Origin of the sequence: uncultured Brevundimonas sp., from assembly GCF_963974615.1 — a bacterium.
In the GTDB taxonomy this organism is placed as follows: Bacteria; Pseudomonadota; Alphaproteobacteria; order Caulobacterales; family Caulobacteraceae; genus Brevundimonas.
In genome coordinates, this window is record NZ_CAXBDH010000009.1 from 123,135 (window position 1) to 147,700 (window position 24,566).

Genomic DNA, 24,566 nt, shown 5'->3' on the forward strand with positions numbered 1-24,566 from the left:
CGGTGAAAGCGCGAAAACAGATGCGGCGGCCCTTCGCAGAGCCGCCACGTGAGCGGGGGCTTATGCCTGAACCCGTCCGGGAGTTCAAGCCTTGCGACGCGACTCCCAGACATGGCGTTGCAGGCCGTAGTAAACGCTGTCGACCCAGGTGTCGCCGACCCTCATCGTCCGTTCGGCCTGGCCGGTTTTCACGAAGCCGAGGCGGTCGAGCAGCCGAATCGATGCGGCATTGCCGGGATCGACGTCGGCCGTCAGCACATCGAACGTCTGGTCGGCGAACATATGGTCGATCGCGGCTTTCAGGGCCTCGCTCGCCAGACCCTTGCCCCAATAGTCCGGGTGCAGGATGTAGCCGATGTCGGGCGGGGCCCAGAATCCGGCCTTGCCGATCACCTGTCCGTCGAACTCGATGACGAAATCGGGATGGTCGGGCCCGTTGGCGATCATGCTGTCGAGCCAGACCCGGGTCTGATCCGGTGTCTCGTGTGGCGGCGTCGACCACCAGCGCATGGCCTCCGGGCGGCTCATGATGGCGTGAATGGCCGCCAGATCACCCGGTTGCGCCGTTCGCAATCTCAGCCGGGAGGTGACGATTTCCATGGTCTGCGAATGGGCGTCTGCTCACAGCGGGTCAAGCCAGTGGTCTCGTCAGCACGGTGAAGGCCAGATCGTCGCGACGTGGCAGGCCAAAGCGCGGGTCGGTGGCCGGAAAGGGCCGGGTCTCGCCGGTGCGCGTATAGCCGAGCCGTTCGTACCAGGCGATCAGTTCGGCGCGCTGGATGATGACCGTCATCTCCATGCGCCCTGCACCGAACTTATCGCGCGCCGCGGCCTCGGCTGCCGCCACCAGTCGTCGGCCGAGGCCACCGCCCTGACGGGCCGGATCGACTGACAACATGCCGAGATAGGCCAGACCGTCGCCGCGATCGCTGATCTGGACGCAACCGGACAGGGCCCCGTCCTGTCGCGCCAGCAGGATCAGCTGGGCCGGATCGGCCAGGGCTGCCTCAAGCGTGGGGCGGTCGATGCGCTGGCCGTCGAGCAGGTCGGCCTCATGGGTCCAGCCGCGCCGGGCACTGTCGCCGCGATAGGCCCCATGCACCAAGGTGTGCAGCGCCGGCAGGTCGTCGGCGGTCGCCTCGGCGAAGGTCAGGGTCTCAGTCATCAAGCAGTCGTGCTGCCACCGCCTCGCCGATGGCCAGAGAACTGGTCAGGCCAGGGCTTTCGATTCCGAACAGGGCCAACAATCCGTCCAGCCCGTGGGTTTCGGAGCCGTGCAGCTGGAAGTCAGGCTGGGTCTCCCCGGCTCCGTGCAGCTTGGGCCGGATCCCGGCATAGTCGGGGCTGAGCGCCCCGTCCGGCAGACCGGGCCAGAAGCGACGGATATAGTGGGCGAAGACCTCGGCCTTGGCCGGGTCGACCGAATAGTCCTCGGTCTCGACGAACTCGAGATCGGGGCCGAACACGGCCTGACCGCCCAGGTCCTTGCGATAATGGGTGCCCAGGGCCCCGGCGATCGGTGGCGGATAGATCAGTCGCTCGAATGGCGCTTTGCCGGTCAGGCGGAAATAGACGCCCTTGCCGAAATGGCCGGCCGGAATGCGGTCGGCGGGATAGCCGTCGATGCGTGCGGCCACGGCCTGGGCCTGCAGGCCGGGGGCCGTGACCAGCAATCGGGTCGTCAGGGTCGCGCCGCCCTCTCCGCCCGCGGTGATGCGGAAGCCGCCGTCCGGCAGAGGCTCGGCTCGTTCGAATGGGGTCGAGACCACGACCGAACCACCTGCGTCCTCGATCTCGCCCTCCAGGGCCGACATATAGCCGTGGCTGTCGAACACGCCGCTTTCGGGCGACAGGATGGCGGCATGGGCATTCAGCCCCGGTTCCAGCGCCTGGGCCTGGGCTCCGCTCAGATGTTCCAGCCCCTCGACGCCATTGATCGTGGCTTGCTGGAAGATGGCCTCGATGCGGGCGACCTCGTCTTCCTGTGTTGCCACGACCAGCTTGCCGCATTTGCGATAGTCGACCTTGCGACTCTCGAGGAAATCATAGAGGGCGCGGCGACCCGCGACGCAGAACTGCGCCTTCAGTGATCCGGTCGGGTAGTAGAGACCGCCGTGGATGACTTCGGAATTACGTGAGGACACGCCCTGACCTATGTGCGGGGCCTGTTCCAGCACGAGGACGGTCAGACCCCGTTTTGCGAGGGCCCGGCCGCAGGCCAGACCGACGGCCCCGGCTCCGACCACGGTGGCATCGAAATCGAAACTCATGTCTTCGGCCCGTAGCGACGGCGGGCTTCGGCCTCGAAACTGCCGATCAGGGCCGAGACGGCGCGATTGAAATTGGCCTCGAGCATGGCGTTCAGGATCGGGGATTTGAAGGCGAAGTCGATCATGAATTCCAGCCGTGTGCCCCCGGGGTCGGCATGGAAGGTCCAGCGATTCTTCAGATACCGGAACGGGCCGCGGATCAGGCCGACCTCGACGGACGGCACGGTCCGGTCATGGCGCACCCAGGTCGAGAACCGCTCCTTCAGGAACGAAAATCCCACCTGGGCCTCGGCGTCCAGCACGGTGACCCCGGGGGCCTCTTCCCGCAAGTTCCAGACCCGCATGGCTGTGACCCAGCGCACGAAGTCGGGATAGGCACGGACGTCAGCGACCAGTCCGGCCAGCTGCTCCGGCGTATAGGGCAGGATTTTGGTGACGCGGTGGACGGCCAAGTCCGGTTCAGCGTCCGGTCTGCGCCAGACGCGCCGCCCTCAGCCGGGCGAAGTCGTTGCCGGCATGGTGCGAACTGCGGGTCAGGGGCGAGGACGACACCATCAGGAAGCCCTTGGCCCGGGCGATGGCCTCATAGGCCTTGAACTCGTCCGGGGTGACGAAACGGTCGATAGCGGCGTGTTTGCGCGTCGGCTGCAGATACTGGCCGATGGTGATGAAATCGACGCCGGCCGAGCGCATGTCGTCCATCACCTGCATCACCTCTTCGCGGGTCTCGCCGAGGCCGACCATGATGCCGGACTTGGTGAACTGGTTCGGGTCGCGTTCCTTGACCATCTGCAGCAGGCGCAGGGAGTGGAAGTAGCGGGCTCCGGGCCGGATCTTCAGATACAGCCGCGGCACGGTCTCGAGGTTGTGATTGAACACATCGGGGGTGGCGTCGATCATCACCGCGGCAGCCCCGTCCTTGCGCAGGAAGTCGGGCGTCAGGATCTCGATCGTGGTGTTCGGGGCCTGCAGCCGGATCTGGCGCACGACTTCGGCGAAATGGGCGGCCCCGCCGTCGGCGAGGTCATCCCGGTCGACGCTGGTGATGACGACATGGTTCAGACCCAGCTGGGCTACGGCCAAACCGACCTTGCCCGGCTCTTCCGGATCGAGCGGCTGCGGCAGGCCGGTCTTGACGTTGCAGAAGGCGCAGGCCCGCGTGCAGGTGTCGCCCATGATCATCAGGGTGGCGTGCTTCTGGCTCCAGCACTCGCCGATGTTGGGACAGGCCGCCTCTTCGCAGACGGTAACCAGCCCCTTGTCCTTCACGATGGCTTTGGTGGCATTGTACTGGCCCGACCCCGGGGCCTTGACCCGCAACCAGTCCGGCTTCTTCAGCACGGCGCTTTCCGGTCGGTTCTGCTTCTCCGGATGACGGAGTTCGGCAGGCGTCTTGGTCAGGGTGTCGATGAGAGTGACCATGGGTCGCGTCGATGGCTCCGGTTCCGAAGCCGCTATGTCGTCCTTCCGGCCCGCGAAGGCAAGGTATCGCCAATTTCGTGACCTCGTCCTCACGCGACGTAACAGACCTTTTCAATCCCGTGCGTCGGTTCTAGGTTCCGGACTCAACACGAGGGGACCGGAATCCCCCCAAGGAGGATGTGCTTGCGGGCAGCCCTGAACCCCGAGGCGACCGAGGAACCGATCTTCGACGCCCTCATCGCGGCGCGTGAGCGGTACGGCGATAAGGAAATTCTGGAGGACCAGGATCGCAAGCCCCTCACCTATACCGGGCTGATCCGTGCCGCCTTTGTGCTGGGACGCAAGATTGCGGCCCTGTCCGAACAGGGCGAGCGGGTCGGCATATTGCTGCCGTCCAGCATGGGTGTGGTCGTGACCTTCTACGGTCTGCATGCTTTCGGCCGGGTGCCGGTCATGCTCAATTTCACCTCGGGTGAGCGCAATCTGAAGGCGGCGATCAAGGCAGCCGGCGTCAAACGCATCCTGTCGGCCCGTCGATTTATCGCCCAGGCCAAGCTCGAGGTGCTGGTCGATGACCTGGCCACCGTGGCCGAGATCGTCTGGCTCGACGACGTTCGCGAGACCATCGGCCTGTCCGACAAGCTGTTCGGCCTGATGGCGGGGTTCTTTCCCACGCGTTTCCGGGTGCGGACCGAGGCCTCGGACCCCGGGGTGGTTCTGTTCACCTCGGGCAGTTTCGGCGCGCCCAAGGGTGTGGTGCTCAGCCAGTCCAATCTGGTGGCCAACTGCCGTCAGGTCGCCGCGCACATTCCGCTCGATCCTGACTGGGTGATGTTCAATCCCCTACCCACCTTCCACTGTTTCGGTCTGACCGGCGGGGTGCTGCTGCCCCTGCTGAACGGCATGAAGGCGTTCCAGTACCCTTCGCCGCTGCATGCCAAACAGATCGTAGAGTTGCTGCCCCAGGTGAAGACGTCGATCCTGTTCGCCACCGACACCTTCCTGAACCAGTACGCCCGCGTGGCCGGACCCGACGATTTCTCGACCCTGCAGTTCGTGGTGGCGGGAGCCGAACGTGTCCGTGACGAGACCCATCATCTGTTCAACACCAAATTCGGCGGCGTGAAGCTCCTGGAGGGTTATGGCGTGACCGAGGGATCGCCGGTCCTGGCGGTCAACCATCCCGACCGCAATCGCCCGGGTTCGGTCGGACAGATGCTGCCCGGCATTGAATGGCGCCTGGACCCTGTTGACGGCATCGATGTCGGTGGCCGGCTGTTCGTGCGGGGCCCCAATGTGATGCGGGGTTATCTGTGTCCCGACGATCCGGATACGGTCATTCCGATCGAGGGTGGCTGGCATGACACAGGCGATATCGTCGATATCGATGACGAGGGCTATGTCAGCGTGCTTGGTCGGGCCAAGCGGTTCGCCAAGATCGGCGGTGAAATGGTGTCCCTGATGGCGGTCGAGGGGCTGGCCAGCGCGGTCTGGCCCGGATCACGTCACGCGGTGGTCTCCATTCCGGACAATCGCAAGGGCGAGAAATTGGTGCTGGTCACTGATCGCCAGGAAGCCGAGAGCGGACAGCTGGTCGACTGGGCCCGCGCCCACGGCGCCCCCGATCTGGCGGTGCCCAAGAAGATCATGATCGTTGCCGAGGTGCCCGTTCTGGGTACGGGCAAGACCGACTATGTCGCGATCCAGAAGATGGTCACCACCGAGGCCCAGGCGGCCTGATCGGCCCGAAACCAGGAAGATTAGACGATGAACATCTCTGTGTTGTCGCACGCCTCTGTGTTGTCCACCCACGCCGGCAAGGCGCTGAGTCTGCTGCGCATTGTCGCCGGGTTGATGTTCATGCAGCACGGAGCCCAGAAGCTGTTCGGCTTCCCGGCCGAGGCCATGGGCCCGTTCAATCTCCTCAGCCAGATGGGCATCGGCGGGGTGCTGGAACTGGTCGGCGGGGCCCTGATCGTGCTGGGCCTGTTCACCCGCCCGGTGGCCTTCATCCTGTCCGGGATGATGGCGGTGGCCTATTTCCAGATGCACTGGCAGTTCGGTACGGCCTCACCCTTCCCGCTGGTCAATCACGGTGAGCTGGCGGCCCTGTACTGCTGGGTCTTCCTGTATCTGGTCTTCGCCGGACCGGGCGAATGGGCCGTCGACAATCAGCTGTCACGCCGCCGCCGGTTCTGATCAGCCGATCCGGAACCCGGTCATCGAGATCGATCCACCTTCGATGACGTCGGTAAGGACGGTGACCTCGTCGCCGGGGCCACGCTGGGCGGCGACATAGAGCAGCGGCAGATAGTGTTCGTCGGTCGGGACGCTGAGCCGGGCGTCCTCGCCTGCGTCGATCCAGTCGATCAGGGTGGCGGCGTCGCCCTCGAGCAAGGCCGTTCGGACCCGGTCGTTGAAACGGGTGGCCCAGTCATAGGTAGTCCCGCCGTCGCGTTTCCAGGTGCGGAGATTGTGCACGACATCGCCGGATCCGGCCACGATCACCCCTTCGTCGCGCAGCGGCCGCAGCAGGCGCGCCAGTTCATAGTGGCCTGCCGCGTCCAGTCTGCGGTCCAGGGACAGCTGGATCACCGGGACGTCGGCCTCGGGCCAGACATGGGTCAGCACTGACCAGGTGCCGTGATCCAGCCCCCAGTCGGTGTCGGCGCGGGCACCGGTCAGGGCCGACACCCGGGACGCCAGGGCCGGCGACCCGGGAGCGGGATACTGCATCGCATGCAAAGTTGGCGGAAACCCGCTAAAATCATGAATGGTTTTCGGGTTTGATTGTGTCGTCACGGCGGTGCCGTCGGTTTCCCAATGGGCCGAGACCATCACCATCCCGGCCGGTTTTCCGAGATCCCGGCCGAGATCGCGCCAGGCAGCGGCATAGGGGCCACCCAGCGCGTTCATCGGCGAACCGTGACCGAAGAAGATGGCCGGCTGTCGGGTCATCCGTGCAATTTCCTCGCGGTTTCCGCGACATAGCGACCCTGGAAGCGGGCCCCGTCCAGCTCGTTGGCGCTGGGCATACGCTTGCCGTCGCCGCCGGTGATGGTCGAGGCTCCATAAGGGGTGCCGCCGGTGATCTCGTCCAGCGTCATCTGCCCGGCCCAGGCATAGGGCAGGCCCGCGACCACCATGCCGTGGTGCAGCAGGGTCTGGATCATGCCGATCAGGGTCGTTTCATTGCCGCCGTGCTGGGTGGCGCTGGAGGTGAAGGCACTGCCGACCTTGCCGACCAGCCCCCCCCCTTGAACCAGAGGCCACCGGTCTGGTCGAGAAAGTTGCGCATCTGTGAGACGGCCGTGCCGAAGCGGGTCCCGGCCCCGATAATCACGGCGTCATAGTCGCCCAGCTCTTCGACCGTGGCGATCGGGGCGGCCTGGTCCATCTTGTAGCCGGACTTGCGCGCCAGCTCATCGGGCACGGTCTCGAGGACCCGCTTGATGTCGACCACAGCGCCATCGACCTGGCGCGCGCCCTCGGCGACGGCCTCGGCCATCGCTTCGATATGGCCGTAGGTGGAATGATAAAGAACGAGAATCTTCGGCATGGCACTCTCCGCAGCAGGTTGATGGCGTTATTCGTAACAACACCTGTTGCGGAAATAGGATGCGTCCCGAGCGGCGCAAGGGGCCGGATTCAGATTTCCATGCGTCGGGCCAGGGGGCAGACCCGGTCATAGAAGGCGCGAGAGGCTGGAACGCTCTCGCCGCGCGACAGGCGAAAGCGATGTTCGATGATCATCGCCTGCTGTTCGATGTTCAGCCGGTCCCAGTCGCAGGCCTCGTCCAGCGGATAGACGTAGGTCGACGGGCGGTCACCGGCGCGCAGTTTGCCGGTCAGCAGATTGACCCCCGCCTGGACCTGCCAGACATGGGCCAGTTCGTGCACGAAGGTGGCCTGACGATACAGCGGCCCTACGGAAAGATCCGGCGGCAGGGTCCGGCGCGGCCAGACGATCCAGTCGCGCCCGAACCAGCCCCCGGGCACGAAGGCGCGGGTTAAGGGCCAGGGTGCGGGCAGAATGCGGACCCGGGCGGGATCGAGGGCCTCGCCGAACACCTCAAGCGCCAGGGCGCTTTCATCGGCGGTCAGGCTCCGGATCACGGTTGAACCGCCCCGGCCGGCGGCCCGACCCACTCCCAGTGCCAGGGCTCATAGACATAGGGCACGAAGCCGAAGCGCCCGGCGTTGCGGACCAGCCAGCGATAGGTGGCCCCGCGGGTCATGTGCAGGCGACTGGCGGGCATGGTGGAATCGACGCCGAGGCCGATGATCTGCCCGACATAGAGATCGACAGCCGTGCCGGTGCGGTGGGGCGAGCAACTGGCGCGGCGCACCCCGTCGCAGTTGTTCTCGATGGCGCAACGCGCGGCGTCGGCCTCGGGATCGCGGAAGCCCGAGAAGATCTGCAGCAGTTCGGGATCGTCGGTCATGTCGGGCACTTCGGCCCGGGCGGCGGCGACCATGGCGCGATAGGCGTCGAGCACGTCACGGCGCAGCAGCCGGGTCAGCCGGTCAGCGTGTTCTTCTTCGGTTACCAGATAGGCCAGCTGGTTCAGCGGCGGCGGTTCAGGACAGGCCCCGCCGCCGTTGTAACGTGCCATGATGAAGGGCCGCCGCTCCTGCCACAGGCCTTTGAACACCTGGAAGGTCGGCAGGTCGAACACCCCCGTGGCCGGGATGTTGTAGCGCGCCTGAAACCCGGCCAGGGCCTCGGCGAAGGCCGGGGACCCGGCAGCGCAGGTCGTGACCAGTTCCTGCTGGATCAGCGGCAGATAGGTCTCCCAGCCCCATTCCACCTGTCCGAACGGGGCCCATTCCAGCGCGTAGACCGAGATCGCATTGGTCAGGGCCGGGCCGCCCCAGACCTCGGCGGGCCGATCACAACGGGTCGCGAGATCGCCTTCGTCCGTCGTACCGGGCGCGGCCTGAACGGGCGTGGTCAGGGCCAGTCCGACGACGGCCAGCAGAGTCAGAAGGGTCAGGCGCAACGACATCGGGGCAGCAAGCCCCAGCACGGGGTCCGGAGCAAGGCCGGAAGCCTGTCCGCCGCGTCAAAAACTGGCATGGTGAGCGCACGGCCGACTCGGGCCGGTTCGATCCTGGCTCTTCATGACCGACGCCGTCTCGTCCGCGCCCACCGCGCCCCGCCGTTCCAATGCCGTGCTGGCCGCCTTTTCGGGCCCCTGCCTGCCGCTGGCGGCGTTCGGGGTGGCCCTGCCGGTGACCCTGCCGGAATTCTACGCCACGCACGTCGGGCTGGAGCTGGGCGTGGTCGCGGGCGTGTTCATGGCGGTGCGGCTGATCGACATCCTGTTCGATCCCTTCATCGGCTGGGGCATGGACCGGACCCGGACGCGGTTCGGCCGCTATCGTCCGTGGATGGTGCTGTCGACGCCGATCCTGATGCTGTCGGCCCTGATGATGTTCGTCGTGGTCCAGCCGGGAGCCGGAGCCGCCTATCTGTTCGGCTGGCTGCTGGTGCTCTACCTCGGCTTCTCGATCGGCACCCTGGGCCAGCTGGGCTGGGCCTCGGTGCTGGCCCCGCAATATGACCAGCGCAGCCGGGTCTATGGCTGGTGGCAGGTGTTCAACATCATCGGGGTGATCCTGATCCTGGTGCTGCCGACGGTGGTGGTGAAGAGCGGCATCGGCGACTATGCCGACGGGGTCCGCATCATGGGCTGGGCCATCATGATCGCCCTGCCCGTGACCATCGGCCTGGCCATGTTCGCAGTGCCCGAGCCGGTCAATGCCGGGGCCGCACCGCACGGCGGACCGAAAGCCTATCTCGGTCTGTTCGCCAAGAAGACGGTGCGCAAGCTGCTGTTCGCCGACCTGTTGCTGGGCGTGGCGCCGGGCATCACCGGCTCGCTGCTGTTCTTCTTCTTCGGCCAGGTGAAGGGCTATGACCACACCGAGGCGTCGCTGTTCATGCTGTTCTATTTCATGGCCGGACTGGTCGGGGCCCCGTTCTGGGCCTGGCTGGCGACGAAGATCGGCAAGGACCGCGCGTTGGCGACGGCCAGCGTCATCTTCGCCGTCTTCTACATCGGGGCGACCCTGGTGCCCGGCGGCAATTTCGCGGTGACGGCCGTGGCCATGTTCATCGCCGGCCTGCCCTATGCCGCGGGCCTGTTCCTGTTGCGGGCGATGATGGCTGACGCGGGCGACGAAATCCGGCTGGACACGGGCGTCGATCGCACCGGTCTGATGTTCTCGATCCTGTCGGCCACCACCAAGATCGGTCACGTCGTGGCCCTGATCCCCTATCTGATCCTGCAGTGGGTCGGGTTCCGCGCCATCCCCGGGATCGTCGGCAACAGCGAGAGTTCGCTGCTGACGCTGCAGGTGCTGTTCATTCTGGTGCCCGGCCTGTTGCTGGCGGCGGCGGCGCTGGTGCTGAAAGGGTATCCGCTGACGCCGGCGCGACACGATGAGATCCGCAAGGCGCTGGAAGCCCGTGACGGAGCTGCCGCATGAGCCCGATCGATCGGCTGAATGGCATCATGCGGACCCTGCGCAATCCCGACGGCGGCTGTCCGTGGGACGTGGAGCAGACCTTCGCCACCATCGCCCCCTGCACCGTCGAGGAGGCCTATGAGGTGGCCGACGCCATCGAGCGCGGCGACTGGGACGATCTGAAATCCGAACTGGGCGACCTGTTGTTCCAGGTCGTCTTTCATGCCCGCATGGCCGAGGAAGCGGGGCTGTTCGTGTTCGACGATGTGGTCGAGGCCATCGCCGACAAGCTGACCCGCCGCCATCCGCATGTGTTCGGCGACGAGGACGCCAAGATGAGCGGCGCGGCCCAGAAGATGCGCTGGGAGGACATCAAGGCCGGCGAGCGCAAGGCCAGGGCCCAGCACGGGGTGCTGGACGATGTGCCGGTGGGTCTGCCGGCCCTGACCCGGGCGGTGAAACTGACCAAACGGGCGGCGCGTGTCGGCTTCGACTGGCCCTCGACCGATCAGGTGTTCGACAAGCTGCATGAGGAGGTGGCTGAGTTGCGCGCTGAGATCGCCGCCGGTGACCTCGACAAGGCCCGGGCCGAGATGGGCGACCTGCTGTTCGTCATGGCCAACCTGGCGCGCAAGCTGGGGGTCGAACCCGAGGATGCCCTGCGCGCTACCAACGCCAAATTCATCCGCCGCTTCGGGTTTATTGAAGCGGAACTGGCGAAGGAAGGGCGGTCGCCGGAGCAGTCGGACCTGGCCGAGATGGACGGGCTGTGGAACGCGGCCAAGGTGGCGGAGCGGAGGTGAGCCGGTTTGACCTGATCGTGTTCGACTACGATGGTGTGGTCGCTGACAGCGAGCTGCTCAACAACCGGGTGCTGGCCGACCTGTTGACCGAGACCGGGCTCGACACCAGTCTGGACGACGCGCTGGCGATCTATATGGGCAAACGGTGGCTGGATTGCCTGCCGCTGATCGAGAAGCGGCTCGGCGGCCCCTGCCCTGATCATGTTCACGGCGAATGGACCCGGCGCTGCCACGACCGCGCCGCGGCTGAACTGCAGCCCGTTCGGGGATTCACCGATTTCCTCGCCTCGCGTCGGGAACGGCGCTGCATCGCCTCGTCCAGCCCGCTCGGGTGGATCGAGATGGGCCTGGCCCGTTTCGGTGTGGCGCAGTCTTTCGACGGTCCCGTCTTTAGTGCCGCGGTTCACGTGACACGGGGCAAGCCTCACCCCGACCTGTTCCTGCACGCGGCTGCGGTGATGGAGGTTGACCCGTCCCGGGCCCTGGTGATCGAGGATACGCCGACCGGTGTGAAGGCCGGCGTCGCGGCCGGGATGACGGTCGTCGGACTGTGCGCAGGGGGGCATATCCGTGACGGTCATGCCGATCGTCTGCACGCTGCGGGCGCGCATCATGTGGTCGAGGACTATGCGGGCGTTACGGCGCTGCTGGATGGTCCGTAGATCGGGGTGAAGGTGGCATCGGGTCCGTCTGCGCGACGGCTAGTGCCCCTCCACCGCTTCGCGGTCCCCCTCCCCATGGAATGGGGAGGAGACGAGTTGGCCGTTCTGTCTCCTCCCTGTCGCGTAGCGATGGGGAGGGGGACCACGAAGTGGTGGAGGGGAAGCCCCCACGCACGCGCGTCTACCCGAACTGCCGCTCGAACCGGCCCAGGGCGGCCGGGTGCAGGCGCACCACGACATGGGTCCGCCCCTCGGTATCCGTCTCGCGGCCGGTGACGCGGCCGTTTTCGTAGAGCCAGGCGAGGGCCTCGCCCTGGGCGGGGAGCAGGATCAGTTCGGTCTCGGGGTCGTCGTCGATCAGGTCGGCGATGGTCTGGCGCAGGGGTTCGATCCCCTCCCCGGTCCAGGCCGAGACGGCGACGGCCTTGCCCTGGGTGCGCAGGCGTTCGGCCTGACCCAGCACGGCCTCGCGGGTCTCGGGGTCCAGCAGGTCGGTCTTGTTCCAGACCTCCAGCATGCGCCGGGTCTTGGCTTCCCCGTTAGGCCCGGGGGGCGTGGGGATCTGTTTCAGCACCGCCTCGACGTCACGGGCCTGGGCCTCGCTGTCGGGACTGGCGATATCGCGGACGTGCAGGATCAGATCGGCCTCGCCGACCTCTTCCAGCGTCGCGCGGAAGCTCTCGACCAGTTCGTGCGGCAGGTCGGAGATGAAGCCGACGGTGTCGGCGACGATGGCCGGGCGGCCCTGCGGCAGGCGGATGGTGCGCTGGGTGGTGTCGAGGGTGGCGAACAGCAGGTCTTTCGCGACCACGTCCGAACCGGTCAGCCGGTTGAACAGGGTCGATTTGCCGGCATTGGTGTAGCCGACCAGGGCCACGGTCGGGAACGGCACCTTCTTGCGCGCCTTGCGGTGCAGGCCGCGGGTGCGGCGCACCTCGTCCAGCTCGACCTTGAGCTTGACGATGCGGTCGGCGATCAGGCGCCGGTCCAGTTCGATCTGGGTCTCGCCGGGGCCGCCGGTCGAGCCGGTGCCGCCACGCTGGCGTTCGAGGTGGGTCCAGGTGCGGACCAGCCGCGACTTCTCATAGTCCAGCCGCGCCAGTTCGACCTGCAGCCGGCCTTCCTTGGTGCGGGCCCGGCGGCCGAAGATCTCGAGGATCAGGCCGGTGCGGTCGATGACCTTGGCGTCCAGCGCATTTTCCAGATTGCGCTGCTGCACCGGAGTCAGGTCGTCGTCGATGACCACGGCCTCGGCCTCGGCGGCGCGGACCAGGGCGGCCAGCTCCTCGACCTTGCCTGACCCGAACAGGGTCGCGGGCGTGATGCGGCGCAGGTTGACGATCTCCTCGGCGCGCACGTCGAGGTCCAGCGCCCGGGCCAGGCCCGCCGCCTCTTCCAGCCGTTCGCTGGCCAGACGCGGACTGTCGTCCGCGCCGGCTCCGGTGCGCTGTGGGTGAATGACGACCGCCCGGATCAGCGGGACGGTGTGATCAATGAATTTCTGGGTCAATCAGTCTTCGTCGGCCTCGGGCTCGTACATCGTGACGGGCGCAGCGGGCATGATGGTGGAAATGGCGTGTTTGTAGACCAGCTGGGACTGGCCGTCGCGGCGCAGCAGCACGCAGAAATTGTCGAACCAGGTGACGATGCCCTGAAGTTTGACGCCGTTGACGAGGAAGATGGTCAGGGGCGTCTTGGTCTTGCGCACGGTGTTGAGGAAGGTGTCCTGAAGGTTCTGGCGCTTGTCTTGAGGCATGTCAGGTTTGTCCTGTTCTTTATTGTTCGCCGGCCGGGGGAGCGGCACGGGGTCGATCAGCGTCGACCGCCCACCTTAGGCACCGTCGTCGCCGGGCTGCAACGCCACGCCCCTCTAGATGGCCTCGCGACGGGCCTGTTCAAGATAGAGGGTGCGCAGTTTTGTCGTGATCGGCCCGGGTTTGCCGTTTCCGATCTTCGTGCCGTCGATGGAGACGGCGGGCATGACGAAGGCCCCGGCGGCGGTGAAGAAGGCCTCACGGGCGCGTTTGGCCTCGTCGACGCTGAACGGCCGTTCGTCCAGCTCGATCTTTTCCTGCGCGACCAGAGCGAGGATCGCCGCGCGGGTGATGCCGCGCAGGATGTTGGCCTGGGTGTCGCGGGTGCGCAGCTTGCCGTGCTCGTCGATGATCCAGGCATTGGTCGAGGAGCCCTCGGTGACCAGCCCCATGTCGTCGACGAACCAGGCCTCATAGGCCCCGCGATCGCGGGCCGCCTGTTTGGCCAGGATGTTGGGCAGCAGGCCCACGGTCTTGATGTCGCACCGGCCCCAGCGGATGTCGGGCTGGGTGATCACGGCCACACCCTTGTCGGCCTGGGCCTCGGCCTTGACGGCGCTGATCGAGCGGGCGGTGACGATGACGCTGGGCGGGGTCCCCTCGGGCGGGAAGGGATGGTCGCGCCGGGCGGTGCCGCGGGTGATCTGCAGATAGACGATGCCGTTGCGGACCCGGTTGCGGCGCACGGTTTCCTTCAGCACCCGGGTCAGGGCGTCGCGGGTCATCGGCACCGGAATGCGCAGCTCGGTCAGGCTGCGCACCAGCCGGGTCATATGGCCGTCGAAATCGGCCAGACGGCCGTCGAACACGGACCAGACCTCATAGACGCCGTCGGCGAACTGGAAGCCCCGGTCCTCGACGTGGATCACCGCCTGTCCATGCGGCAGATAGGCTCCGTTGACATAGGCGACGCGGCTCATGTCGGATCGGGCTCCTCGACGTCGTCGCCGCCGCCGCGCGAGGGCGACACCCCGAGCGACTTCAGCTTTCTGTGCAGGGCCGAGCGTTCCATGCCGATGAAGCCGGCGGTGCGCGAAATATTGCCACCGAAGCGCATGATCTGGGCTGCCAGATATTCCCGTTCGAACACTTCCCGGGCCTCGCGAAGCGGCAGGGCGATAATGCGTTCGGTCCCCATGCTGCTGCCCGAGGTCGCGTTGTTCTCTTCGGACGGCAGCATGTCGGCGCTGATCGGTTCACTGACGTCGCCGGTGGCCAGGATCAGCAGCCGCTCGATGTTGTTGCGCAGCTGACGGACATTGCCCGGCCACGGATGGACCTGCAGCACGGCGATGGCATCGTCGCCGAGGCGACGCCGGGGCAGACCCTGGGAGCTGCACAGGGTCTCGATAAAGAATTCGATCAGCTCGACGATGTCCTCGCGGCGTTCCGACAGGGCCGGGACCCGGATCGGCACGACGTTCAGGCGGTGGAACAGGTCCTCGCGGAACCGGCCTTCGTCGATTTCCTGCTTCAGGTCGCGTGAGGTCGAGGTGATGACCCGGACATCGACCTGCACGTCCTGTTCGCCGCCGACCCGGCGGAAGCGCTGCTCGACCAGAACCCGCAGGATCCGGCTCTGGCTTTCGCGGGGCATGTCGCCGACGTCATCCAGATACAGGGTGCCGTTATGGGCCCGTTCGAACACGCCGATCTTGCGCGGGCGGCCGTCGACCCCCTCCTCGCCGAACAGTTCCAGGTCCAGCCGCTCCGGCGTCATGCCGGCGGCCGAGATGGCCACGAACTCGGCCCGCGCGCGGGCGCTGGCCTCGTGAATCTGGCGCGCGACCAATTCCTTGCCCGATCCGGGGGGACCCGAGACCAGCACCCGGCTGTTGGCCGGGGCGACCTTGGTGATCGTGGTGCGCAGTGTCTGGGCCGCGGCCGAGCGTCCGATCAGTCCGGTCGGGGTCATGACCTGGGCGCGCAGCCGCTTGTTCTCGCGCTTCAGCGATGCGGCCTCGAGGGCGCGTTCGATCACCACGACCAGCCGGTCCGACTTGAACGGCTTTTCGATGAAGTCATAGGCCCCGCGCTTCAGGGCGCTGACCGCCGTCTCGATATTGCCGTGGCCCGAGATCATCACGACCGGCAGGTCCGGATCCAGCTCCTTGATGATGTCCAGCAGTTCCAGCCCGTCGAGCCCGCCGCCCTGCATCCAGATATCCAGCAGGGCCAGCGACGGCTTGCGCGCCCGGATCGCGGCCAGGGCCTCGTCGGAATTGGAGGCCACGCGGACCGCATGGCCCTCGTCCTCAAGCAGACCGGACACCAGTTCGCGGATGTCCGCCTCGTCGTCGACAACAAGAATGTCGGCTCCCGTGGATCTCATGACGCCTCGCTATTCGGCCGCGGGAGCATGGGATGGGCGAATGGCCGCATCCCGCGCCCCGGCGGCGCCGGTCGGTTTCAGGGGAAAGATCAGGCAGACGCGTGCGCCACCCAGGTGTTCGGCGTCGGCCAGTTTCAGCTCGCCGCCATGGTCCTCGCAGATGCGCTTGACGATGGCGAGGCCGAGGCCGGTGCCCTTGTCGCGCGTGGTCACATAGGGTTCGGTCAGTCGGTCGCGGTCCTTGACCGGCAGGCCGACGCCGTCGTCCTCGATGATGAAGCTGGCGATCCCGTCCGCGATCTCGAGCTGTACGATCACGCCGGGCCCGTCCTTGTCGGTCGGCCGGGGCTCACGTTCACGGCGGGCGGCGACAGACTCGCCGGCGTTCTTGAGAATATTGGCCAGGGCCTGGCCGATCATCCGTCCGTCGCCCTGCAGGGTTGCGCGGGGCAAGGGGTCGTCCATCCCGATGATAATGTCGGGCTCGGCAACGCGCTGGGCGAAGACCGCCTCGCGCAACATTTCAGCCGGGTTTTCCGCGGTAAAGCGGGGTGTCGGCATCCGCGCGAAGGACGAGAATTCGTCGACCATGCGTCCGATGTCACCGACCTGACGGATGATGGTTTCGGTGCAACGGTCGAACACCTCGACGTCGTCGACCACCTGCGAGCGGTATTTGCGCCGTAGCCGCTCGGCCGACAGCTGGATCGGGGTCAGGGGGTTCTTGATCTCATGGGCGATGCGGCGGGCGACATCGCGCCAGGCGGCGTTGCGCTGGGCGGTGACCAGTCGGGTGATGTCGTCGAAGGTCAGCACCATCTCGCCGCCCTGCCCGCCTTCGATCCGCACGCGCAGGCGCCGGGTTTCGCCGTCGCGGGTCACGTCGATGTCTTCCTCGATGTGGGCTTCGGCCCGTTTCACGAGATCGCTCAGCTCGGGTGAGATCGAGGCCAGCGTCTTGCCGTGCACCGTCGTGGCTTCGATGCCCAGCAGCTGTACGGCGCTGTCGTTGACGGCCGATATCCGTCCCCGCCGGTCCAGGCCGACGACGCCGGCGGACACGCCCGACAGCACGGTCTCGATGAAACGACTGCGTCCCTGGGCTTCTTCGCTGGCGGCCTTCAGGGCGGCCTGCTGGGTCTGCAGGTCATCGGTCATCCGGTTGAAGGCCTGGGACAGGACGACGATCTCGCCGGGATCCCCTTCGGAATTGACCCGGGCCGTCAGGTCGCCGCCGGCGACCCGGTTGGCCGCCTTGACCAGCCGTCCGATCGGGGCCGAGATCGCCCCCGCCGCCGACATGCCCAGCCACACGGCCCCGACCAGCACCAACAGCGCCGTTTCCAGATAGCTGAGCGCGAAGGCGGCCTGGATGCGGGCGCGACTTTCCTTGGCCTCGCGGTAGCTCTGAATCGAATCATCGGCGTTACGCAATTGCGCGACCAGCCCCGGTGCCAGGGGGCGAACGACATACAGGTAGGCGTCGCCGTATTCCGGCAGGGGGATCACCGCGCGCACCACGTCCGGGTTCTCCGTGACCTGGACGGGACTTTCCTGACCGGCGGCGGCGATCTCGAAGGCTTCACGTGGCGGCGCGATATAAACGGGCGCGCCTGCCAACTCGCCGCTGGCCAGCACCTCGCCCTCACCGCTGAGGATGTAGATGGCGGGGTAGCCGAAGAGTTCCGCGATACTGCTCAAAGCGCCGGAGAACTGAATTGGACGGTCAAACAGCGGGCGGACTCCTCCCAGCTCGTCGGCGATGATGCTGACGTCGTGGTCCAGACCGCCTCCGACGTCGGCGATGTACGCCCGTCCGATCGAAGCCCCGTTCTCAACGGCACCCTGGACGTTCTGGCTGAACCACTGGTCCACGCCGCGATTGACCAGAACTCCGAATACGAGGGCGATGAGGATGGCCGGGACTACGGCCACCAGTGAAAACAGGGTGACGAACCGCAGGTGCAGCCGGGCTCCGGCCTCGCCGCGGTTATGCACCACCTGCAGCACCCGACGACCGACGACCCAGGCCAGACCGGCGATCAGCAACAGGTTGCCGGCGAGGATATACAGGATGGCCGAGCCGACGGCTGTCCGGGCCCCACCACCGCCGGCAGAACCGGGCGCGACCGCAACCAGCCAGATGGCGGCGGCGGTGATCAGCAGGGCAATGACATAGGCGACGGCAAACAGGGTGCGGCTGCGCTGACCCGACAGCCAGCCCGACAGAACCGCCGGGTGGCGCACCGCCGCCCCCGATTCCGCCACTGTCATTGATGCCGGCCTGTTCGTCATTGGAATTCAGTTTCGGCCAACTGTGGCCGATATTCAACATCGGAGTTGCTGAAATGATCCACCTCCGGTCGCCACAGGGCGGCCAGAGCCGTCTCGACCTCCGCCGGATCGTCAATTCGACAGAGCCGGGCCTTCGCCGTGCGGCGGTCTGGAGCCTCCCCGGGCCATGGGGCCTGTTCTATGTACCAGCCCAGATGTTTGCGGAACATCTTCAGCCCCAGCGGCAGACCGTAGAAGGCGACCGAGGCACGCAGGTGCTCGATAACGATGGCCAGTCGCGCCTCCCGGTCCGGTTCCTCCAGCACGGTTCCGTCGGCCAGGGCCCGTTCCAGATGGGCTGCCAGCCACGGACGGCCATAGACACCCCGTCCCAGCATCACGCCGTCGGCTCCCGACTGTGCAAGGGCGTCGCGCGCGTCCTGCGCGGTCAGGATGTCGCCGTTGACGATGACCGGGATCGCCACCGCCGCCTTGACCTCGCCCACCGCCGTCCAGTCGGCCACGCCGGTGTAGAACTGCTTGCGGGTACGGCCATGAACGGTGACGGCGCGGATGCCCAGCCCTTCGGCCCGTCGGGCCAGCTCGGCGGCGTTGCGGCTGGTGTCGTCCCAGCCCAGCCGCATCTTGACCGTGACCGGGCGGGTGGTGGCCTGGACCGCGGCCTCCATCAGCCGGCAGGCCAGGTCGGGCGTGCGCATCAGGGCCGAGCCGCAGGCCGCACCGGTGACCTCCTTGGCCGGGCAACCGAAATTCAGGTCGATGATGTCGGCCCCGGCCGCCTCGGCCATGCGCGCGCCTTCGGCCATGGCCGTCGGATCACGGCCTACCAGCTGGATCACCGTCAGTGGTAGCCCCGCGCCGACGGCGGCGCGACGCACCACATCAGGCCGGGCCCGGGCCAGTTCGGCGGCGGCCACCATCTCGGTCGCGACATAGGCCGCGCCAAGCCGCGAGGCGAGCTGCCGGAAGGGCAGATCGGTGATTCCGGTCATGGGGGCCATCAGCACCCGGCCGGGTACCGAAACGTCGCCGATCTGAAGTCCTGTGCGCATCCGCTCCCTGACACCGGTTGAGGCCCCTCTCGTCAAGGCCGAGTTGGGCGCTTAGAAGGCGGCCATGACATTTGCAGCGATCGTTGTGGCCGCCGGATCGGCCTCCCGCGCCGGAGGCGACAAGCAGTGGCGGCGTCTCGGCGGCAAGCCGGTGCTGCGCTGGTCGGTCGAGGCCCTGCTGGCGGCGGGGGCCGAGGATCTGGTCGTGGTCGTGGTCCCGGGGGCCGAAGCCGCTGCTGCCGACGCCCTTGCCGGGCTGGACGGATGGCGCACCGCGACCGGGGACGACAGTCGTGCCGGATCGGTGCGCAACGGGCTCGAGGCGCTGGGCGGTTCAGATGATCGCCCGGTGCTGGTGCATGATGCCGCCCGCCCCTTTCTTGACCGGGCCGTGATCGACCGGGTGCTCGCGGGACTGGACGGGGCCGACGGGGCCCTGCCCGCCCTGCCTGTGGCCGACAGTCTGCGCCGGGGTGACGACGGCTTCGTCAGCGGCGCGGTCGAGCGCGACGGCCTGTGGCGGGCCCAGACCCCCCAGGCCTTCCGCTATCGCACCCTGGTCGACACCTGCGCCGCCTGGACCGACACGCCCGGCCCTGCCGACGAAGCCAGCGCCGTCGAACGCGCCGGTGGTCGCGTCCGACTGGTGGCCGGCGACGCCCGTCTGATGAAACTGACCTATCCCGAGGATTTCGCCATGGCCGAAGCGATGATCGCCCGTCAGACCCGCGTCGGCCAGGGTTTCGATGCCCATCGCTGGGGTCCGGGCACCTCGGTCTGGCTGTGCGGGGTCGAAATTCCCCATGACCAGACCCTGATCGGTCATTCGGATGCTGACGCCGGACTGCACGCCCTGACCGACGCCATTCTGGGGGCCATGGGCGACGGCGACATCGGCGATCATTTCCCGCCGACCGACCCGCAGTGGAAGGGGGCCTCGTCCGATCGCTTCCTGACCCATGCGCTCGAGCGGCTGACTGCGCGCGGCGGGCAGTTGGTCAATGTCGACGTCACCCTGATCTGCGAGCGGCCCAAGGTGAAGCCGCATCGTCAGGCGATGCGCGAACGGCTGGCGACCCTGCTGGGGCTGGCGCTGGACGCGGTCAGCGTTAAGGCGACGACGACCGAGGCCATGGGATTCACCGGTCGCGGCGAGGGTCTGGCCGCCCAGGCCCTGGCGACGATCGCGCTTCCGGTCGCGCCCTAGACCATTTTTGTTTCAGGTCGATTCGACCTGAATCCAAAAAATGGTCCAGGTTCAAACTGGAGCGAAATCTGAGCCGAGCTGGACTTCGTCCAACTCAACCGATTTCGCCCTAGTTTCCGGAGGTCGCGGCGCGGGTCAGGGCTCCGAACAGGTTCACATAGTCGTCGGTCCAGGGTCGTACCGGCGTATCTGCGAGTGTTCGCCAGCCGGTACTGGCGTCAAACCCGGCCAGCCCCGCCGGGGTCGGCGAGATGACCAGCGCCTCGGTCGAGGCCTCGGCCATGACCGGTGAGTCCTGTGCCTCGATATAGATCTGGTGCCGGTTGGCGACGCCCAGTCGCCGCGCCGCCGCCGCCGCCGGCAGGGTGATGTCGAGATTGCGGTTCGACAGGTGCAACAGCACCACCCCGTCCGGTTTCAGCAGGTTGAGATAGCCCCGGATCGCCTCGACCGTCAGCAGATGGGTCGGCACGGCGTCGGATGAAAAGGCGTCGATGATCAGCAGGTCATAGGTCCCGGCCGACTCGCGGGCCATGGTCAGCCTTGCGTCGCCCAGCACGGTGCGCACCGGTCCGTCGGCGCAATGGGAGATGTAGGTGAACCACTGCGGATCGCGTGACATCCGGTCGACCATCGGATCGATCTCGAAGAAGGTCAGCCTGTCCCCGGCCCGCTTGTAGGCGGCCATGGCTCCCGAGCCCTGACCGACGACCCCGATATTGGTTCCGGGACCGCGCGACTGGATCAGCTGGGTCGCCTGTCCGATCGGGGTCGTGGTCGCATAATAGAGGGTCGGTCGGCATTCGAACGCCGCCGCCCGGGCCTGGGCCCCGTGCAGGGTGGTGCCGTGCATCAACACATGGACGTCGCCGCCCAGCCGCGGGTCGGGCACATTTGCCACCCGCATGACCCCGAAGAAGCTGCGCTCGCTGTGGCTCCAGTCATAGCTTCGGGCCATGTGCTGGGCCGACAGGGAAATCAGCGCCAGCAGGATCACATAGGCCGGCATGCGGTCGCGCAGCAGAAAGGCTCCGATCACCGCGAACATCAGGATCACCTGGGTCAGCTGCTCCATGCGCCAGCTGAGCAGCCGGTTGAAGGCCCAGGCCAGGTCCCAGTCGGCGTTGAACATGCCTGACACCAGCGGCGGCAGGCCGCACACCAGTACGGCGGCGACGAAGACGAGGACCTCCCATCGCGCCACCTCGCTGCGCTGCCAGGGGCGGGCCAGTCCGACCAGCACTAGCATCAACGGATATTCCAGGACGGTATTGAAGATCAGTGGAGCCAGCAGGGCCGTGAAGGCCCCGCCGACCACGCCGCCCAGCGACAGCAGTAGATAGAATTCGGTCAGCCGGTCGGGCGGTGGCCGTCGCGCCGCCAGTCTTTGATGGCACATCAGGCTCAGGAAGAAGAAGGCCGTCAGATGGACCGCGAACATCAGCGGCCAGGCTCCGGTGCGGAAGGCAACCACGCTCACGCACACCGCCCCGATCGCCCCGGCCAGGACCAGGGTGGTGGACAGTGGAATCCATGGCCGGGCCTGGAAGGCGATGACGAAGGTCAGCAGATACAGGGCCAGCGGGATGACCCACAGGAACGGGGCCGAGGCGACGTCAGTGGACAGGTGGGCGGTGACTCCCAGCATCAGGCTGGCCGGAGCCGCGGCCAGCAGCACATAGACCCCCTTTTCGCGCCAGGCGATCGGCGGGCTGGCGGCCAGACGGGGCGGTTCCGGCAGGGTCGCCAGACGTCGGCGACCGATCACCAGGGCCAGCCCCGCCATCAGCAGGATGAAGACACCATAGCCGGTGGACCAGCCGAGGCGCTGACCCGACAGGGTCATCAACGGCTCGATCACGACCGGATAGGCCAGCAGGGCCAGAAAACTGCCCAGGTTGGAGGCGGCATAGAGGACATAGGGGTTCTTGCCGTCGGCATGACCGGACCGGACCCGGGCGTACCAGGCCTGTAGTAGCGGAGCCGTGGCGGACAGCACCGCGAACGGGGCCCCGACCGACAGGGTCAGGGTGAGCAGCAACCAGGCGATCGGGGCCGCCGGATCCGGGCTTCCCGTCACTCCGGTCATCGCCAGCGGCAGGGACAGGGCCGCGGCCAGCATCAGGCCCAGATGCACACCGAGCTGGACCCGCATCGAGCCGATCCGCTGCAGTAGATGCGCATAGGCGTAGCCGGCCAGCAGGGCGGCCTGGAAAAACACCATTGCGGTGTTCCACACGGACGGCGACCCTCCCAGCATCGGCAGCACCAGCCGCGTCACGATGGGCTGCACCACGAACACCAGCGCGGCCGAGGTGAAGATGGTGAGGGTGAACAGCAGGGGCACCAGCCGGTCTGTGGTTTGCGCCGGCGGCTCGCGGTCGATAGCGGCTTCGGTCATCAGGGCCCCGATCTGCGATGCCGTCGACATATCGGCACCCGGGGATCAGGTTAGACCGACTCGTACCCGCTTCGGATAGGTTCATGTTCCCTGACGACATCACAGCCCAGGCCGCAACCGTCATTCGACTGGCGCAAGATCGCAATCTGATGGTCGCCACGGTGGAAAGCTGCACCGGTGGTCTGGTCGCGGCGGCCCTGACCGCGGTTCCGGGGTCCTCGGCGGCCGTCGATCGCGGCTTCGTCACCTACAGCAATGCCGCCAAGACTGATCTGGTCGGTGTCCCCGGCGCGATGCTCGCGGCCGAGGGGGCGGTCTCGGAAGCGGTGGCCCGGGCGATGGCGGCGGGCGCGATCGCCCGTTCTGACGCCGCCGTCTCGGTGGCGGTCACGGGCATCGCCGGCCCGGGTGGAGGCAGCGCCGACAAGCCCGTCGGTCTGGTGCATTTCGCCGCCGTCGGACCCTCGGGACCGATCCATGCGGTGCACCGGTTCGGCGATATCGGCCGGGAGGCGGTTAGGCTTGAAAGTGTCCGGGCCGCGCTGGCTTTGCTGGTCGACCGGCTGGAGGCCCGATGACTGATCCGGTTCACCTCACCGTCGATGCGCGCGGCCATCGATGTCCGGTGCCCAGCCTGCGGCTGCGCCGGGCCATGACCGACCTGCCGCCTAGCACGCGACTGGTGCTGCTCGCGACCGACCCGATGGCGCGAATCGACGTGCCATTTCTGATGGCCGAAAGTGGGGGCCGGGTCATCGGTATCGACGAGGACGACGGGGTTTTGACCCTTACCGTCGAGACGCCCGCCGCTCCGACAGCCTGACCACGGAGGCGGGAAGCGCTTCGGCGGGATCGATCAGCGGCGCGCTCCGCGAACGCAGCAGGATTTCGAGCTCGGTAGTGAAGGCCCCGCCGTAGAAGATGGCGTTGACGTTCCACGACAGCCAGATCAGCAGCACGACGACGGCCCCGACCGAGCCGTAGGTCGCGCCGAGCAGGGCGATCTGCTCGACATAGATGGCGCATAGCCAGGAGGAGATCGACGACATTATCGTGGCCACCAGTCCGCCCAGAATGGCCGGCGTCCAGGCCACCGGGGTCCGGTGGGACATGGCGTAGCGATAGAGCAGGGTCAGGCCGATCGCCAGGCCGCTGGCCGGCAGCAGGCCGTCAAACGGCAGACCGCTGCTCACCGCCCCCGGCCCGGCCCCCGCATGCTCGATCAGGCGCGATGTGACGACCGCACCGGACACCACGGTGAACAGGGCGAAGGCAACCAGGGCAACGAAGAAGGCCAGAAGATTGAAGCGAAAGAAGCCGTGCGGCTCGCTTTCATCATGAATAAGGTTAAGTCCTGCCAACAGAGCTTTGAAGCCCCTATGGGCGGCGTAGCCACCGACGATGAGGGCGAAGGCGCTCTGGGCCGAAACGGTGCGGGCCGATGTGTTGGCCAGGCGCTCGACCTCGGCCAGAAAGATCGACCGGGCCGCATAGGGCAGAACATCCGCCAGCGCCGCCGCCTGCTCGCTGACCTGTCCGATCGACAGCACGACCTTGTAGAAGCCGATCAGGATGGCGATGGCGGGAAAGACGGCCAGCAGGGCGAAGAAAGAGACGCCGCCGGTATAGAGCATGACGTCCCGACCCCAGCTGCGGGTGAAGGCCCGTACAGCCAGCGACCCCCAGATGCCCGGTCTGCTCCAGAACCCGGCCTCCTCGACGTTTGACTTCAAGTCCAATCTGCTTCCCGCAACAGCCCGCCGATCAGTCTAGCGGAATCCGGTGCGCGTCATAGCCGCCGCTTCATCCCCTGCCAATCGTCAAGACGGCGTTG

The 24,566-nt window shown here is 67.0% G+C and carries 24 protein-coding genes and 1 pseudogene; 8 read left to right on the top strand and 17 right to left on the bottom strand.

Going from position 1 to position 24,566, the window contains the following annotated elements; genetic code table 11:
* Positions 1-84: 84 nt before the first annotated feature.
* Genes AAC050_RS07975 through lipA form a run of 5 tightly spaced genes read right to left on the bottom strand, consistent with a single transcriptional unit; the run spans position 85 to position 3,692 of the window.
* Entirely contained in the window at positions 85-600 is a 516-nt protein-coding gene (locus AAC050_RS07975; protein WP_339914536.1) for a GNAT family N-acetyltransferase, read from the bottom strand.
* A gap of 31 nt (positions 601-631) precedes the next feature.
* Positions 632-1,165, bottom strand: a complete 534-nt coding sequence (locus AAC050_RS07980) for a GNAT family N-acetyltransferase (RefSeq protein WP_339914537.1) — start codon at positions 1,163-1,165, stop codon at positions 632-634.
* Positions 1,158-2,270 carry an NAD(P)/FAD-dependent oxidoreductase gene (locus tag AAC050_RS07985; RefSeq protein WP_339914538.1) on the bottom strand — a complete coding sequence of 371 codons (1,113 nt, stop codon included), beginning with the start codon at positions 2,268-2,270 and terminating at the stop codon, positions 1,158-1,160. Before AAC050_RS07985 ends, AAC050_RS07980 begins: the two co-directional genes overlap by 8 nt.
* A complete protein-coding gene (locus AAC050_RS07990; RefSeq protein ID WP_339914539.1) occupies positions 2,267-2,722 on the bottom strand; it encodes a type II toxin-antitoxin system RatA family toxin in 456 nt (151 codons plus the stop codon). The genes AAC050_RS07985 and AAC050_RS07990 overlap by 4 nt, the downstream gene beginning before the upstream one ends.
* A 7-nt stretch (positions 2,723-2,729) precedes the next feature.
* On the bottom strand, positions 2,730-3,692 hold the full coding sequence (gene lipA, locus AAC050_RS07995) for a lipoyl synthase (protein ID WP_339914540.1): 963 nt from the start codon (positions 3,690-3,692) through the stop codon (positions 2,730-2,732).
* 183 nt (positions 3,693-3,875) lie between these two features.
* Between lipA and AAC050_RS08000 the strand changes: the two genes are divergently transcribed.
* Together AAC050_RS08000 and AAC050_RS08005 are read left to right on the top strand one after the other, a co-directional pair.
* Entirely contained in the window at positions 3,876-5,432 is a 1,557-nt protein-coding gene (locus AAC050_RS08000; RefSeq protein ID WP_339914541.1) for an AMP-binding protein, read from the top strand.
* A 27-nt stretch (positions 5,433-5,459) separates the two neighbouring features.
* A complete protein-coding gene (locus AAC050_RS08005; protein ID WP_339914542.1) occupies positions 5,460-5,891 on the top strand; it encodes a DoxX family protein in 432 nt (143 codons plus the stop codon).
* Here the strand turns inward: AAC050_RS08005 and ygiD are convergent, their stop codons facing one another.
* From ygiD to AAC050_RS08025, 4 genes and pseudogenes are all read right to left on the bottom strand, one after another.
* Positions 5,892-6,650 carry a 4,5-DOPA dioxygenase extradiol gene (ygiD, locus tag AAC050_RS08010; protein ID WP_339914543.1) on the bottom strand — a complete coding sequence of 253 codons (759 nt, stop codon included), beginning with the start codon at positions 6,648-6,650 and terminating at the stop codon, positions 5,892-5,894. It abuts the gene before it with no gap.
* Positions 6,647-7,251: pseudogene (wrbA, locus tag AAC050_RS08015) on the bottom strand (NAD(P)H:quinone oxidoreductase). Before wrbA ends, ygiD begins: the two are co-directional and overlap by 4 nt.
* 89 nt (positions 7,252-7,340) lie before the next feature.
* Entirely contained in the window at positions 7,341-7,808 is a 468-nt protein-coding gene (locus AAC050_RS08020) for a hypothetical protein (RefSeq protein WP_339914544.1), read from the bottom strand.
* Entirely contained in the window at positions 7,805-8,722 is a 918-nt protein-coding gene (locus AAC050_RS08025) for a D-alanyl-D-alanine carboxypeptidase family protein (protein ID WP_339914545.1), read from the bottom strand. Before AAC050_RS08025 ends, AAC050_RS08020 begins: the two co-directional genes overlap by 4 nt.
* 94 nt (positions 8,723-8,816) lie before the next feature.
* Here AAC050_RS08025 and AAC050_RS08030 point away from each other — a divergent pair, with 94 nt between their 5' ends.
* From AAC050_RS08030 to AAC050_RS08040, 3 genes are read left to right on the top strand one after another with little or no spacing between them, the layout of a single operon-like run.
* The gene (locus tag AAC050_RS08030) at positions 8,817-10,187 is read left to right on the top strand and encodes an MFS transporter (protein WP_339914546.1); all 1,371 of its coding nucleotides are present in this window, start codon (positions 8,817-8,819) and stop codon (positions 10,185-10,187) included.
* Positions 10,184-10,969 (top strand): nucleoside triphosphate pyrophosphohydrolase, encoded by a 786-nt coding sequence (gene mazG / locus AAC050_RS08035; RefSeq protein WP_339914547.1) that lies wholly within the window; start codon positions 10,184-10,186, stop codon positions 10,967-10,969. The genes AAC050_RS08030 and mazG overlap by 4 nt, the downstream gene beginning before the upstream one ends.
* Positions 10,966-11,631, top strand: a complete 666-nt coding sequence (locus AAC050_RS08040) for an HAD family phosphatase (protein WP_339914548.1) — start codon at positions 10,966-10,968, stop codon at positions 11,629-11,631. The genes mazG and AAC050_RS08040 overlap by 4 nt, the downstream gene beginning before the upstream one ends.
* Before the next feature lie 181 nt (positions 11,632-11,812).
* Here AAC050_RS08040 and hflX read toward each other — a convergent pair whose 3' ends face one another.
* The 6 genes from hflX to dusB form a co-directional block, all read right to left on the bottom strand.
* Positions 11,813-13,141 carry a GTPase HflX gene (gene hflX / locus AAC050_RS08045; protein ID WP_339914549.1) on the bottom strand — a complete coding sequence of 443 codons (1,329 nt, stop codon included), beginning with the start codon at positions 13,139-13,141 and terminating at the stop codon, positions 11,813-11,815.
* Positions 13,142-13,387 carry an RNA chaperone Hfq gene (gene hfq, locus AAC050_RS08050; RefSeq protein WP_339914550.1) on the bottom strand — a complete coding sequence of 82 codons (246 nt, stop codon included), beginning with the start codon at positions 13,385-13,387 and terminating at the stop codon, positions 13,142-13,144. It abuts the gene before it with no gap.
* 114 nt (positions 13,388-13,501) lie between these two features.
* Positions 13,502-14,365: a D-amino-acid transaminase gene (locus tag AAC050_RS08055; protein ID WP_339914551.1), complete on the bottom strand. Its 864-nt coding sequence runs from the start codon at positions 14,363-14,365 to the stop codon at positions 13,502-13,504.
* Entirely contained in the window at positions 14,362-15,777 is a 1,416-nt protein-coding gene (locus AAC050_RS08060) for a sigma-54 dependent transcriptional regulator (protein ID WP_339914552.1), read from the bottom strand. Before AAC050_RS08060 ends, AAC050_RS08055 begins: the two co-directional genes overlap by 4 nt.
* A gap of 9 nt (positions 15,778-15,786) precedes the next feature.
* Positions 15,787-18,051: a PAS domain-containing sensor histidine kinase gene (locus tag AAC050_RS08065; RefSeq protein WP_339914553.1), complete on the bottom strand. Its 2,265-nt coding sequence runs from the start codon at positions 18,049-18,051 to the stop codon at positions 15,787-15,789.
* A 17-nt stretch (positions 18,052-18,068) separates the two neighbouring features.
* Complete coding sequence (dusB, locus tag AAC050_RS08070; RefSeq protein ID WP_339914554.1) at positions 18,069-19,124, bottom strand: tRNA dihydrouridine synthase DusB; 1,056 nt, start codon at positions 19,122-19,124, stop codon at positions 18,069-18,071.
* Positions 19,125-19,188: 64 nt separating this feature from the next.
* On the opposite strand from dusB, the gene AAC050_RS08075 reads away from it, so the two are divergent.
* Positions 19,189-20,331 carry a bifunctional 2-C-methyl-D-erythritol 4-phosphate cytidylyltransferase/2-C-methyl-D-erythritol 2,4-cyclodiphosphate synthase gene (locus tag AAC050_RS08075; RefSeq protein WP_339914555.1) on the top strand — a complete coding sequence of 381 codons (1,143 nt, stop codon included), beginning with the start codon at positions 19,189-19,191 and terminating at the stop codon, positions 20,329-20,331.
* Between the two features lie 109 nt (positions 20,332-20,440).
* On the opposite strand, the gene AAC050_RS08080 is transcribed toward AAC050_RS08075, so the two are convergent.
* The gene (locus AAC050_RS08080) at positions 20,441-22,762 is read right to left on the bottom strand and encodes a fused MFS/spermidine synthase (RefSeq protein WP_339914556.1); all 2,322 of its coding nucleotides are present in this window, start codon (positions 22,760-22,762) and stop codon (positions 20,441-20,443) included.
* Positions 22,763-22,815: 53 nt separating this feature from the next.
* Between AAC050_RS08080 and AAC050_RS08085 the strand changes: the two genes are divergently transcribed.
* Together AAC050_RS08085 and AAC050_RS08090 are read left to right on the top strand one after the other, a co-directional pair.
* Entirely contained in the window at positions 22,816-23,310 is a 495-nt protein-coding gene (locus AAC050_RS08085) for a CinA family protein (protein WP_339914557.1), read from the top strand.
* Positions 23,307-23,555, top strand: coding sequence for a sulfurtransferase TusA family protein (locus AAC050_RS08090; RefSeq protein WP_339914558.1), 249 nt, complete (start codon positions 23,307-23,309; stop codon positions 23,553-23,555). The genes AAC050_RS08085 and AAC050_RS08090 overlap by 4 nt, the downstream gene beginning before the upstream one ends.
* On the opposite strand, the gene AAC050_RS08095 is transcribed toward AAC050_RS08090, so the two are convergent.
* Entirely contained in the window at positions 23,521-24,471 is a 951-nt protein-coding gene (locus AAC050_RS08095; protein WP_339914559.1) for a YihY/virulence factor BrkB family protein, read from the bottom strand. The genes AAC050_RS08090 and AAC050_RS08095 overlap by 35 nt on opposite strands.
* Between the last annotated feature and the right edge of the window lie 95 nt (positions 24,472-24,566).